General features: G+C 59.0%; 15 protein-coding genes and 1 tRNA gene. 12 read left to right on the top strand and 4 right to left on the bottom strand.

Annotated elements, in window-relative coordinates; genetic code table 11:
• Positions 1–6: 6 nt before the first annotated feature.
• The 5 genes from BD293_RS05535 to BD293_RS05515 all read left to right on the top strand — a co-directional run bounded on the left by BD293_RS05535 (position 7) and on the right by BD293_RS05515 (position 5,736).
• On the top strand, positions 7–990 hold the full coding sequence (locus BD293_RS05535; protein ID WP_142080226.1) for a Hint domain-containing protein: 984 nt from the start codon (positions 7–9) through the stop codon (positions 988–990).
• 62 nt (positions 991–1,052) lie between these two features.
• Complete coding sequence (locus BD293_RS05530; RefSeq protein ID WP_170207068.1) at positions 1,053–1,892, top strand: universal stress protein; 840 nt, start codon at positions 1,053–1,055, stop codon at positions 1,890–1,892.
• A 126-nt stretch (positions 1,893–2,018) separates the two neighbouring features.
• On the top strand, positions 2,019–3,008 hold the full coding sequence (gene pdhA, locus BD293_RS05525) for a pyruvate dehydrogenase (acetyl-transferring) E1 component subunit alpha (protein ID WP_142080224.1): 990 nt from the start codon (positions 2,019–2,021) through the stop codon (positions 3,006–3,008).
• Between the two features lie 22 nt (positions 3,009–3,030).
• A complete protein-coding gene (locus BD293_RS05520) occupies positions 3,031–4,410 on the top strand; it encodes a pyruvate dehydrogenase complex E1 component subunit beta (protein ID WP_142080223.1) in 1,380 nt (459 codons plus the stop codon).
• A 15-nt stretch (positions 4,411–4,425) separates the two neighbouring features.
• Positions 4,426–5,736, top strand: coding sequence for a pyruvate dehydrogenase complex dihydrolipoamide acetyltransferase (locus BD293_RS05515; protein ID WP_142080222.1), 1,311 nt, complete (start codon positions 4,426–4,428; stop codon positions 5,734–5,736).
• Between the two features lie 88 nt (positions 5,737–5,824).
• Here BD293_RS05515 and cysE read toward each other — a convergent pair whose 3' ends face one another.
• From cysE to BD293_RS05500, 3 genes are all read right to left on the bottom strand, one after another.
• Complete coding sequence (cysE, locus tag BD293_RS05510; protein ID WP_170207067.1) at positions 5,825–6,655, bottom strand: serine O-acetyltransferase; 831 nt, start codon at positions 6,653–6,655, stop codon at positions 5,825–5,827.
• An 87-nt stretch (positions 6,656–6,742) separates the two neighbouring features.
• Complete coding sequence (locus tag BD293_RS05505; RefSeq protein WP_142080221.1) at positions 6,743–7,540, bottom strand: GNAT family N-acetyltransferase; 798 nt, start codon at positions 7,538–7,540, stop codon at positions 6,743–6,745.
• A gap of 76 nt (positions 7,541–7,616) precedes the next feature.
• On the bottom strand, positions 7,617–8,069 hold the full coding sequence (locus BD293_RS05500) for an outer membrane protein assembly factor BamE (RefSeq protein WP_142080220.1): 453 nt from the start codon (positions 8,067–8,069) through the stop codon (positions 7,617–7,619).
• Between the two features lie 174 nt (positions 8,070–8,243).
• On the opposite strand from BD293_RS05500, the gene BD293_RS05495 reads away from it, so the two are divergent.
• The 7 genes from BD293_RS05495 to BD293_RS05465 all read left to right on the top strand — a co-directional run bounded on the left by BD293_RS05495 (position 8,244) and on the right by BD293_RS05465 (position 12,713).
• The gene (locus tag BD293_RS05495) at positions 8,244–8,861 is read left to right on the top strand and encodes a YceD family protein (protein ID WP_246086223.1); all 618 of its coding nucleotides are present in this window, start codon (positions 8,244–8,246) and stop codon (positions 8,859–8,861) included.
• Between the two features lie 167 nt (positions 8,862–9,028).
• Complete coding sequence (rpmF, locus tag BD293_RS05490) at positions 9,029–9,235, top strand: 50S ribosomal protein L32 (RefSeq protein WP_142080219.1); 207 nt, start codon at positions 9,029–9,031, stop codon at positions 9,233–9,235.
• Positions 9,236–9,264: 29 nt separating this feature from the next.
• Positions 9,265–10,410, top strand: a complete 1,146-nt coding sequence (gene plsX / locus BD293_RS05485) for a phosphate acyltransferase PlsX (protein ID WP_142080218.1) — start codon at positions 9,265–9,267, stop codon at positions 10,408–10,410.
• 2 nt (positions 10,411–10,412) lie between these two features.
• Positions 10,413–11,384: a beta-ketoacyl-ACP synthase III gene (locus BD293_RS05480; RefSeq protein ID WP_211841061.1), complete on the top strand. Its 972-nt coding sequence runs from the start codon at positions 10,413–10,415 to the stop codon at positions 11,382–11,384.
• A gap of 94 nt (positions 11,385–11,478) precedes the next feature.
• Complete coding sequence (gene ihfA, locus BD293_RS05475) at positions 11,479–11,787, top strand: integration host factor subunit alpha (RefSeq protein ID WP_142080216.1); 309 nt, start codon at positions 11,479–11,481, stop codon at positions 11,785–11,787.
• 3 nt (positions 11,788–11,790) lie between these two features.
• Positions 11,791–12,552, top strand: coding sequence for a MerR family transcriptional regulator (locus BD293_RS05470; RefSeq protein WP_142080215.1), 762 nt, complete (start codon positions 11,791–11,793; stop codon positions 12,550–12,552).
• An 84-nt stretch (positions 12,553–12,636) separates the two neighbouring features.
• A tRNA-Pro gene (locus BD293_RS05465) sits at positions 12,637–12,713 on the top strand.
• A gap of 49 nt (positions 12,714–12,762) precedes the next feature.
• Here the strand turns inward: BD293_RS05465 and BD293_RS05460 are convergent.
• A complete protein-coding gene (locus BD293_RS05460; protein ID WP_142080214.1) occupies positions 12,763–13,041 on the bottom strand; it encodes a sll1863 family stress response protein in 279 nt (92 codons plus the stop codon).
• Between the last annotated feature and the right edge of the window lie 25 nt (positions 13,042–13,066).

Here is a 13,066-nt window from a genome sequence, read left to right as displayed (position 1 = left end):
AGGGTCTTGGCGTATTTCTATGAATGTGAAGTCTTTGACGCGGAATCCTTGCGTGTCACATGGGGCATCAATGAAGGCGATTGTCTGGGTATGCCCGCCAATGCATGTCTGGGCGACATCTATATGTTGCCCGCTCAGGCCGCACCGCTGCATCTGCGCCTGAAGATTGACGAACAAATCACCGTAGCACCCAGCGAAGGTTCAATCGCAGCGGGGCTACAGCCCGAAAGCGACGTCACGACATGCGGTGAAATGCGGCTGATGTCCTCGGACGGAGAGCTTGTGACAGCGCTTGTTCTGGAATGCTGCAACACAATTCTGGTTTTGCCGCTCAACCCAATGCGCCCCAGCACCGGCTACGCCCTGATCGCGCTGGAAGAGACAGCATCGGCGTTGCGCATGTCCGAACTGGTGCAGGGCTGTTTCAGCACCGGGGCGCGCGTCACGATGGAGGATGGCAGCCTTTGCGCCGTCGAGGCGTTGCAAGCGGGCATGGAAATCCGCACCCGCGATCATGGTCCACAATCCTTGCGCTGGATCGGACAGGCGACCATGCGCGCGCATGGCCCCTTTGCCCCTGTGACATTTGCCCCCGGAACGCTGGGCAATCTTGGAGCACTGACGCTTGGCCCTTTGCAGCGGATATTTCTGTATAAGCGCGGCGAAGATCGCCTCGGCAGCCGCCCCGAAGTGCTGATACAGGCGCAATCCTTGGTCGATGGGCGCCGCGTTCTGCAACGCGAAGGCGGGTTTGTGACCTATTATCACCTCGCCTTTGACGACCATCAGATCATCTATGTCGAGGGGATTCCGGTCGAAAGTATGCTTGTCTCGCGGGCGACTGTCACCCGCCTGCCCGAAGCCTTGGCACTGGATCTTTCACAACGGTTTCCGCATCTGAACCAGCACGCGCATTTCGCACAAGACATGCCTTCGGGGCGCGTGACGCCAAACGTTCGTGACGCACTTTTGCGCCAGAAAGAAAAGTGACGCGGTCAAATCAATCTGCTATTGGTAGCGCTCTGTCCGGATATGTCTTGCATGGGTTGCCTGTGTTTCAACTGACAACACTTCTTGCTGCAACAGATTTTTCTCAACGCTCGGCGACGGCCGTAGCGCGCGCAGCCGAGTTGGCACGCGAGCACAAGGCGCGACTGGTTCTGGTGCATGCGATTGAAGCGCGCCCGCCCACGGTACAGCGATTGCGATTGCGCAAGCCGGTTGATCCGGTTGCGCGGATCGAGGCGCAGATGCAGAAGCTGCGCGAAACCTATCCCGATCTGGATGTGACCTGCCATATCGCCGCCGCCAAGCCGGGCGATCTGGTGCCGCAACTGGCCCGCGAACTTGGCGCTGATCTGATTGTGCTTGGCCTGCATATGGCGCGCCGCGTGTTGGAAACGGTGCGCCTGACCAATCTGGAACGGATCACCCAGAACGCCCCCTGCCCCATTCTGATTGCCCATGATCAGGCCTGTCGTCCCTATCGCACAGTGCTGGGCGCGATTACCTTCGCGCCTGCCTCTGCCAAGGCGCTACAGATCGCGGCCACCATCGCCCCCGAGGGTGAGTTTCACGCCATTCATGCGCTGCAACTGCCGCTCAGCGCCAAACTGCCGTCGACAGACATCATGAAAAGCGCCGAAATGACCGAGGCCGAATTGCTGCGCGAAACATTCATGACGTTCAAGGGCTTGCCGAAATCCCTTTCCTTACCGGAAATCGTGCCCGGTGGTGTTCATGAAGTGCTGCAATTCCGCATTCGTGAATTACAACCTGATCTGGTTGTGATCGGCAGCCATTCCGGGCGTGACCCCAACACTCTGGGAAATTACGCACGCGATCTGATGCGTGCGCCCCCCACAGACATGCTGGTTGCAAAGCCGGACTGACCGCCAAATCAGCGCGTTGCACCCCATGCATGTCGGGCATGTGCAAAAACTCTCGCAACCTTGCATTTTATGCGGTAAGAAATGGTTTAACATTGAACTATCGCTTCACGGGAGGAGGTGCCGCATATGGCCACACGAAAATCCACTGCCAAGTCTAACGTATCCGCCGAGGAACTTCAGGCGTATTACCGCGACATGTTGTTGATCCGCCGATTCGAGGAGAAGGCAGGCCAGCTTTATGGAATGGGCCTGATCGGGGGCTTTTGTCACCTTTACATCGGGCAGGAAGCCGTTGTCGTTGGTCTGGAAGCAGCCGCAAAAGAGGGCGACAAACGCATCACATCCTACCGCGACCACGGCCATATGCTGGCCTGCGGTATGGACCCAAAAGGCGTGATGGCCGAGTTGACCGGGCGCGAGGGCGGCTATTCGCGCGGCAAGGGCGGCTCCATGCACATGTTCTCGAAAGAAAAGCATTTTTATGGTGGTCATGGCATTGTTGGTGCGCAAGTGCCGCTTGGGGCCGGTCTGGCATTTTCGGACAAATACAAGGGCAATGACAATGTCACCTTCGCCTATTTTGGCGACGGCGCGGCCAATCAGGGGCAAGTCTACGAAACCTACAACATGGCCATGCTCTGGGATTTGCCAGTCATCTTCGTGATCGAGAACAATAAATACGCGATGGGCACATCAGTCCAGCGCGCAACAAAATCGCCATCCTTGTGGGAACGTGGTGCCGCCTATGGCATCAAGGGCGAAGAGGTGGACGGCATGGACGTGCTGGCCGTCAAGGCCGCTGGCGAAAAGGCCGTGGCGCATTGCCGCTCGGGCAAGGGCCCGTATATCCTTGAGGTGATGACCTACCGCTACCGCGGCCATTCGATGTCTGACCCCGCCAAATACCGGACCCGCGACGAAGTGCAGAAGATGCGCACGGAACGCGACGCAATCGAGCATGTGCGCGAATTGCTGCTGCAAGGCAAACATGCCACCGAGGACGACCTCAAGGCCATCGACAAAGAGATCAAGGCCATCGTCAACGAGGCGGCCGAGTTCTCGAAAGAGAGCCCTGAGCCTGCGCTCGATGAACTTTGGACAGATATCTACGCGTGAAGCGCTCGGGAGGATAAAAACTATGGCAACCGAAATACTTATGCCGGCACTCTCTCCCACGATGGAGGAAGGCACACTGGCCAAATGGCTTGTGAAAGAGGGCGATACAGTCAGTTCTGGCGACATTATCGCCGAGATCGAGACCGACAAGGCCACGATGGAATTTGAAGCCGTCGACGAAGGCGTGATGGGCAAAATCCTGATCGAAGCGGGCACCGAAGGCGTCAAGGTCAACACCCCCATCGCCATTCTGGTCGCTGAGGGCGAGGATGTCCCCGCCGAGGGCGCAAAGGCCGAAACTGCGCCCGCACCTGCGGCGCTGAATGGCGAGGAAGGCAAGACCGCCGCCCCCGCCAGCGCAGCCCCGGTCCCCGCCGCCCCGAAGGCCGACACATCGCCCGACTGGCCCGAAGGCACCAAGATGAAAACCCAGACCGTGCGCGAAGCCTTGCGCGACGCGATGGCCGAAGAAATGCGCAGCGCGGACGAAGTCTTCGTGATGGGCGAGGAAGTGGCCGAATATCAGGGCGCCTACAAAATCACCCAAGGGTTGCTGGATGAGTTCGGCCCACGCCGTGTGATCGACACCCCCATTACCGAGCACGGATTTGCGGGTATTGGTGTGGGTGCTGCCTTTGGCGGGCTGCGCCCGATTGTTGAATTCATGACCTTCAACTTCGCCATGCAGGCGATCGACCAGATCCTGAACTCTGCTGCCAAGACACTCTATATGTCTGGCGGGCAAATGGGCTGTCCTATCGTGTTCCGTGGCCCCAATGGTGCCGCTGCGCGCGTAGGCGCGCAGCACAGCCAGTGCTATGCGGCATGGTATGCCCAGATTCCGGGTCTGAAAGTTGTCATGCCCTATTCGGCAGCAGATGCAAAAGGCCTGTTGAAAACGGCCATCCGCGACCCGAACCCCGTGATCTTTTTAGAGAATGAAATCCTCTATGGTCGCAGCTTCGATGTGCCCGATCTGGAGGATTTCACTGTGCCCTTCGGCAAAGCAAAAATCTGGCGCGAAGGCACCGATGTAAGCATTGTCAGCTTCGGGATCGGCATGACCTATGCGCTGGAAGCGGCAGAGCGTCTGGCCAAGGACGGGATCAGCGCCGAGGTGATCGACCTGCGCACGATCCGGCCTATGGATACGGATGCAATTCTGGCCTCGGTCATGAAGACCAACCGTCTGGTGACGGTCGAAGAAGGCTATCCGCAAGGGTCTGTCGGCAATTACATCACCTCGGTCGTGATGGAGCGTGCGTTCGACTATCTGGACGCGCCGGTCATCAACTTGGCGGGCAAGGACGTGCCCATGCCCTATGCCGCCAATCTTGAAAAGCTTGCACTGGTGACGACCGATGAAGTGGTCGCAGCGGTGCATAAAGTCACGTATCGCTAAGAGGGAGGGACCAAGATGCCAACAGAGATCCTGATGCCTGCACTGTCCCCCACGATGGAAGAAGGGACGCTGGCAAAATGGCTTGTCAAGGAAGGCGACAGCGTCGCCTCTGGCGACATCATTGCCGAGATTGAGACTGACAAGGCCACGATGGAATTCGAGGCCGTGGATGAAGGGGTCATCGGCAAGATCCTGATCGAGGCGGGCACCGACGCGGTAAAGGTCAACACGCCGATTGCGGTTATGCTGGCCGAGGGTGAAAGCGCCAGCGACATCAAGACCGCCTCGGCCAAGAAGCCGGAGGCGGCGCCAGCCGCCGACGCGGGTGCGAAGGCGGCCCCCGAAGGGGGCTCCGACGCGCCCGCCCCCTCTGCACCACCTGCACCCAAGGCCGATGGCGAGCGCATCTTCGCCTCGCCACTGGCGCGGCGCATTGCGGCAGAGAAGGGCCTTGATCTGACGCAGATCAGCGGTTCTGGTCCGCATGGGCGTATCGTCAAGGCCGATGTGGCAGATGCCAAGCCAGCACAGGCGAGCGCGGCCAAAGCCGACACCGCACCAAAAGCCGCTCCTGCCGCTGCCGCAATGGCCACTGGGCCAACGGCCGAGCAGGTCGCCAAGATGTATGACGGACGCGCGTATGAGGAAGTCAAACTTGACGGTATGCGCAGAACTGTTGCCGCTCGCCTGACAGAGGCCAAACAGACGATCCCGCATTTCTATCTGCGCCGCGAAGTGCAGCTCGATGCGCTGATGAAATTCCGCGCCGATCTGAACAAACAGCTAGAGGCGCGTGGTGTAAAGCTGTCGGTCAATGACTTCATCATCAAGGCCTGCGCAATGGCCTTGCAGGCTGTTCCGGATTGCAACGCAGTCTGGGCCGGGGACCGCATGCTGCGCCTCAAGCCATCAGATGTGACCGTGGCCGTGGCGGTCGAGGGGGGGCTGTTCACGCCCGTCTTGAAAGACGCACATCTCAAATCCCTCTCTGCCCTGTCAGCCGAGATGAAAGACCTTGCTGGCCGCGCCCGGAACAAGAAACTGGCACCGCATGAATATATCGGCGGGGCAATGGCGGTTTCCAATCTGGGCATGTTCGGGATCGAGAATTTCGATGCCGTCATCAACCCGCCGCATGGATCAATCCTTGCCGTAGGTGCGGGTCTGAAAAAGCCTGTGGTCGGCAGTGATGGTGAATTGAAGGTCGCCACAGTGATGTCCATGACGCTTTCGGTCGATCACCGCGTGATTGATGGCGCGCTGGGGGCTGAATTCCTGAAAGAGGTTGTGGCCTGTCTGGAAAACCCGGTCACAATGTTGGCCTGACATTAAAAAAGGGGGCGTGCGCGCCCCCTTTTCAAATCACGAATACAGGATTTGCCGCGCAACATCGTGAATGCGCCGCGTGACCTGCTCAGATTTCGCCGTTGAACAACTGATCCATCGTCAGGGAGGGTTGCGCGCAACCTGCCTCGCCCACGATCCGCGCGGGGATGCCCGCAACGGTCTTGCGCGCAGGCACATCTTCCAGCACCACCGATCCTGCGGCCACACGGGCACAATCGCCCACATGGATATTGCCCAGCACCTTGGCGCCTGCCCCGATCAGCACACCATTGCCGATCTTGGGGTGACGGTCGCCATCGGATTTGCCGGTGCCGCCTAAAGTTACCGAATGCAGCATCGAGACATTGTCGCCAACCACGGCAGTTTCGCCAATCACGATGGAATGGGCGTGGTCGATCATGATGCCCTTGCCGATCTGTGCGCCGGGGTGAATATCGACGCCAAAGCATTCAGATGCACGCATCTGAAACAGGCTGGCGAAATCCGCACGGCCCTGCTGGCACAGCCAATGCGAGATACGATAGGCTTGCACCGCTTGAAACCCCTTGAAATACAACAGTGGCTTCATGAAGCGGTTGCAGGCAGGGTCACGCTCGAACGTGGCCACGATATCCGCGCGCGCCGCCTCGCCAAGAGAGGGGTCATCGGCATGCGCTTCGTCCATAATCTCGCGCAGGATTTGCTCCGACATTTCAGCCGAGGCCAGCTTCTGCGACAATCGAAAGGCCAGCGCCTGTTCCAGAGTGCGATGGTGCAGGATCGAGGAATGAAACATCCCGCCCAACAGCGGTTCGCGTTCCAGACCCTCTTGCGCTTCCTCACGGATGCGCGCCCAGACCGGGTCCAATCGGGAAATATTGGGCTTGCGCCGCGTTTCATGCTCGCTACGGGGTGACATCTTGCTTTTCCTGTCGTTGCTGCACTGCGACCGCGTGCCTGGTCGAAAGATATAAGTTTTTTGCGACGAAAAAACAACGCTGGCAGATCAAGATTCAGGTCTGGGTGCTGCGTCGTCATCTTGCGCGAGGGCTTGTAGCGTGCGCAGGCGGGCAGGTGGAATGGCTTTCACCTCGACTGCTGTAAACACATGCACAGTGTCCAACTCGTGATCGCACACAGCATGGTCTGAAACCCAGCCGCCCATGCCCAGATACAGACGCAACAGCGCTGGCACATGGCGCATATCCGCCTGATTGGCCTCTTGCCCGTCCGCTGACGTGATATGCCGCAGCCCCTTATGTTTGCTTGGCCGCAAAGTTGCCGGTCCCATATGCCTGCCAAACAGATAGCGCAAGGCATCCCCATGCGCTTGCGGGTCTGCCCCGGAAAAAGAAGCGCATCCAATCAGCATATCTGCCGCGCAATCCGAGGTGATCCGTGTCAGTGCCGCCAGCAGCGCGCGCGCAACATCGACATCTTGGGCGTGCTGTTCATCGATGCAGATCCGGCCAACCTCGACCAGCCGCTGCCCGCTGCGGGCTAGGGCTGTCAGATCATAAAACTGACCCGAGTAGCTGGAAGAAATCTCATCCTTCCCTGCCAGAATGCGAAAACGTGCAACGCATATGGGGTCACGCTCCGGCGGGGTGCAGATCATCAGGTGATGGCACAGCGGGTCAAACCGGTCCATGTCGCCCGCGGCACTCGCATTGCGAAAGCGCACGGATCGCAACTTGTGAACTGCCGCCATCTGGTCTGGGGTTTGTGCAAGGCTTGCGTGGAACACACCCAGCCGGAAGTGCAGGTCAAGCGGGTCGTGTATATGGCGCAGCTTGTCAGTCACACGTAGCGCCCTGATCTTGCCAAACGTCCGAATCGCTCAAGCAGCGCGCCCGACATCGGCGCGCCCTGTATCTATATCACCCGCCACCCAGCATTTGCGCTGGGTTGAACTGTCCGAAATTGCTCAGAAGCTGGCGCAGCAATGTCATGCCGGTCGGCCCCGTCGATGTGACGCGCCGCGACAGGGCAACCACTTCGCCCTGTTCCTGACCAAAGCGTTCCACGTTGGTCACGCGACCGCCATCATCAAAGGAGATGGCCACGACTTCGCGCCGCACTTCTGTCGGGGGGCGCAGGCCGCCATGCTCCCAATCGCTTTGCACATAATACCAAGCAGAGCCTTCCATCACACCCATCATGCCGGGCGTGCCGATTTTCTCGGCCACTGTCTCACGGGTGTCACGCGAGACTTCGATTTCTGCAAGCTGCGTATCATCGGGCGCATAGCCATGAAAACGCTGGATCGGGCTGCAACTGGCAAGAACCAGAATCAGCGCCGGAAGGACGAGCCGAATCGCAAGTGTTTTCATCTGACTATTGCTTCCTCAATCTACGCGCCCGCATTTGTATCATCGGAATATACGCCCGTTCTGCTGCCTGACAGCAAGTCCTGCGCACTTTCTTCCAAATCAGGGATACAGAAGGACGCCGCGCACTTCAAGAAAGGAACGAAACCACTTATATACTGTTGTCGATACGCCAGAATGAAAGATAGGCCCGAATTGTCCCAGACACCCCCACCGATAACATCCGTCTCTTTGATGACGCCTTTGCGGGTTGGTCAGATCGGCGGCCGCAAGCTGCAACAGATCGACCTGCAACCAGACGCCGCCCAACGCCAAGAGATTGCGCAGATGCTGGGGCTGGACGCGCTGCGCAAGTTCCGCTTCCATGGCGAATTGCGCCCGCTGGGCAAAAGTGACTGGGAACTTGTGGGCGTCATGGGCGCAACTGTCGTGCAGCCTTGCGCGATTACACTTGCCCCGGTGACCAGCCGAATCGACGAACGCGTGACGCGCCGTTTTCTGGCGGATCTGCCCGAACCCGACGCGCATGAGATCGAGATGCCCGAAGATGACAGCATTGAGGCCCTTGGTCAGGTGATTGACATAAGCGCCATCGCTCTCGAAGCGCTGACTTTGGCGCTGCCCGCTTTCCCAAGGGCAGAGAATGCAAACCTGTCCGAGCAGGGCCATCTGGAACAGACGCCACCAGGCGCAGCCCCCCTGCCCCAGCAAACGCACAAACCCTTTGCAGGTCTGGCTGACCTCAAGGCAAAACTGGAACGCGCCGAAGAAGATACCCCCAAATCGTTTGAATAGATCTTGCGGGGTCATAAAAAATCACTATTTTGCGCGGCTCGTGCATTGGGGGCTTGGAAGCATCGTCCAATCCGTGTATGCCGCGCCAAATCGCATCTTTCCGCTTTCGCGTCGGGACAGGCCCATACTGGGCAAGCAGTCCGGATGCCCTGACACAGAGGTCTGCCATGGCTGTTCAACAGAACCGCGTTACCCGTTCCCGCCGCAACCAGCGCCGTGCACATGATGCACTGGTCGCAGCCAATCCAAACGAGTGCTCGAATTGTGGCGAGCTGAAGCGCCCGCACCACGTGTGCCCATCTTGTGGTCACTATAATGACCGCGAAGTCGTGGCACAGGTTGGCGATGTCGATCTGGAAGATGACGCAGCATAAAGACTGCGTGTCCCGTTCCGGGGTGACACATGACAAGCGCGCCGCACGGCATGACGCAAACTGAAAACAACAAAGTCACGATTTCCGTGGATGCAATGGGGGGCGATCAAGGCCCCGCTGCTGTTGTCGAAGGTTGCGCCCTGTCTGCGGCCAAGAACCCCGAGATCGCGTTTATCCTGCATGGGGATGAAGCGACGTTGCGCGCGGCTGTCGCGCGCTTTCCGGTGCTTGCCGACATAACGCAAATTCACCACAGCCCCGATGTTGTCCAGATGGATGACAAACCCTCGCAGGTGATGCGCAGAGGGCGTGATACATCTATGTGGTCCGCCCTGACCGCGTTGCGCGACAATGACGCGCAAGCCGCTGTGTCCTGTGGCAATACCGGTGCATTGATGGCGGTGTCCATGTTGCGGCTGCGCAAGCTGCACGGGGTGCATCGCCCTGCAATCGCGTGCCTTTGGCCATCGCGCGGCAAAAGCGGGTTCAATACCATGCTGGACGTGGGCGCAGACGTGCGCGCCGACGAGGAATCGCTGCTGCAATATGCTTTGATGGGCTCTGCCTATTACCGCAACGCATTCGACACTGCGCGCCCGCGCGTCGGGCTGCTGAATGTCGGTACCGAAGAACACAAGGGCCGCGCCGAAATAAAAGAGGCCGCACGCCTGATTGCGGATGCAGCAGAAATTGGCCGCTATGAATTTGTGGGCTTTGTCGAAGGCAATGACCTGCCTTCGGATCATGTGGATGTCATTGTCACCGATGGCTTTACAGGCAATGTCGCCCTCAAAACAGCCGAGGGCACGGCCCGACTGATCAGCGACACATTGCGCGAGGAACTGACCGCCAACCTGCCGTCAAAACTCGCAGCGTTGCTTGCGACAGCACCCTTGGCGCGCTTGCGCAAACGCATGGACCCGCGTCGTATGAATGGCGGTGTGTTTCTGGGCCTGAACGGGACCGTCGTAAAATCGCATGGTTCCGCCGATGCGACAGGTGTGTCCGCCGCGATCAAGCTGGCCTTCACTTTGGCGCGTTCCGGCTTTCAGGACCGCATGGCAGAGCGACTGGCGACAGTTGCAGATGCACAACAAGAAAACCTACTTAGCAAGGAAGTCCCGTCATCCGACGATGGAGGGGCAGAGCAAGGCAAGCAGATGGGGCAATCATGACCATGATAAGACCTGTGATTCGGGGAACCGGCCATTATCTGCCCACACGTGTCGTCCCCAATACCGAGTTTTCAAAGACGCTCGATACCAGCCATGACTGGATCGTCTCCCGCTCTGGGATTGAGCGGCGACATTTCGCGGCAGAAGACGAGTTCACATCCGACCTTGCGATTCATGCCGCGCGCGCCGCGTTGGAAAATGCCGGCATGGACGCGACCGATCTGGACGCGATTATCGTCGCCACGTCGACACCAGATTTCACCTTTCCCGCTGTTGCCACGCAAGTGCAAGCGGCATTGGGCATGACCAAGGGCTTCGCCTTTGACATTCAGGCCGTCTGCGCGGGCTTCGTCTTTGCGCTGGCGAATGCCAGTGGACTGATTGCCGCCGGACAGGCGCAGCGCGTGCTGGTCATCGGGGCTGAAACCTTCTCGCGCATCATGGATTGGACAGATCGCGGCACATGCGTGCTGTTTGGCGATGGCGCGGGCGCTGTCGTTCTCGAAGGGCAGCCCGGAACGGGTGCAAACACCGATCGCGGGGTTCTGGCCTGTGATCTGAACTCTGACGGGCGCTACCGTGACCTGCTTTATGTCGATGGCGGCGTATCACGGACAGGCAATGCAGGCGTGCTGCGCATGCAGGGGCGCGAGGTGTTTCGCCACGCGGTCGAGAAACTGGCCGAGACGGCAACCTCTGCGCTGGACAAGGCCGGACTGAGTGCTGCGGATGTTGACTGGGTGGTGCCCCATCAGGCCAATCTGCGCATCATCAAAGGAACCGCTCAGAAACTGGGCGTTCCGATGGAGCGTGTCATCGTCACAGTGCAGGATCACGGCAATACCTCTGCCGCATCGATCCCGCTTGCGTTGTCGGTTGCCAATGCAGATGGGCGGTTCAAGCCCGGCGATCTGATCCTGACCGAAGCGATTGGCGGCGGGCTGAGTTGGGGCGCGGTGACGCTGCGCTGGTAACAGATCATTTGGCGGTTTAACGCCAAGCAGCAAGCCCCTGATATTGACTCGAAAAACACTTTCCCCCATGCTGCGAAAAACGCCGGGGGACGATATGTCAAACAAGACACTGACGCGTATGGATTTGACCGAAGCAGTTTTCCGAGAGGTTGGCCTGTCGCGCAATGACTCCTCGGCGCTTGTCGATGCCGTGCTTCAGCACGTGTCTGACGCCTTGGCCAACGGTGAGCAGGTCAAGATTTCGTCCTTTGGCACCTTCTCTGTGCGCGACAAGAACGCCCGCATCGGGCGCAACCCAAAGACCGGCGAGGAAGTTCCGATTTCACCGCGCCGCGTTCTGACCTTCCGGCCGTCACATCTGATGAAAGAGCGTGTGGCCGAAGGCAATAGAAGTCAGGATTGATCCATGCGGAAAGCACCGGACGCGTTTCGCACAATCAGCGAGGCGTCGGATGCATTGCAAACCCCAGCGCATGTGCTGCGGTTTTGGGAAAGCAAGTTTTCTCAGATAAAGCCTGTCAAACGCGCGGGCGGGCGCAGATATTATCGCCCCGCCGATATTGACCTGCTGTCAGGTATCAAGACCTTGCTGCACGATCAGGGCATGACGATTCGGGGCGTGCAAAAGCTTCTGGTTGAAAAAGGCGCGCGCCATGTCGCTCAGATGGCTGTCGTTGCGGACCTGAACGAAGACGCGGTCGACGCACATACCAATATTGTGGACTTGCATCCAACCGCCAAGCGGCCTGCACATGACGCCGACAAATCGCAGCAGATGGACACGCCACCATCACAGCCCGAAAGCCCTGCGCCAGACGCAACGGTGGGCACAGATGCCGAAGCTGCGCCGGATGACGCACCCGCCGCTGCCCCCCCCGAGCATGTCCCAGAGAGCGCCGCCCTCCCCTCTGACGAGGTGCCTGACAGCGCCGCGACCGCGCCCGTCCCGCCCCCGTCCGACGCAAGCCCCAAGTCTGACATTGACGACGCAGGGCCGCGAAATGCCTTTGCCAATCTCGACAGCCCGAAGCGGCGCGCACAGATCCGTCCGGCCGCTCTCGCCCATGCATTGCGCCAGAACGTGCCACAGCCTGAGCGCCTGAAACAGGCGGCCCCCTTGGTTGCAAGACTTGAAGCGCTGCTTGCCCGTATGCAGAAATCTGGCTGAATCGCGGCGCAGAATTTGTATATCTGCGCCGGAATTCACCCTTGCCCTCACGCGTGAATCGGGTAGATAGTCCGCACATAGTGTCGGGCTATGGCGCAGTCTGGTAGCGCGTCCGTCTGGGGGACGGAAGGTCGCAGGTTCAAGTCCTGCTAGCCCGACCACTTTTCAATATCGGAAACTATAGGGTGGTCCGGTTTTCCCGTGCCGGGATTACCGTTTCATCGCGCTGTCAAATGCCCGTGCCATGTCATGCCACGCCTTTTCAAAACCGTCGCGCATATCATCCCAGGCTTTTTCATTGCTTTCACGGGCTTCGCGCAATTTTGCCTCGAACGCGTCGCGCTGTGCCTTCATTTCAGTGACCTGATCCTCATATTTCAGCTTCATATCTGCCTGTGCCACACGGGCCTTGGCCTCCTGCTTTGAAATCTCGGCATTCCATTCATCAATCTTGGCCTTCATCTTCTCGACATAAGTATCACGATCCATGGTTGCGTCCCTTTTTTGCGGTCTG

Source organism: Roseinatronobacter monicus, assembly GCF_006716865.1.
GTDB classification, from domain to species: Bacteria; Pseudomonadota; Alphaproteobacteria; order Rhodobacterales; family Rhodobacteraceae; genus Roseinatronobacter; species Roseinatronobacter monicus.
This window is presented reverse-complemented; position numbering and strand designations above follow the sequence as displayed.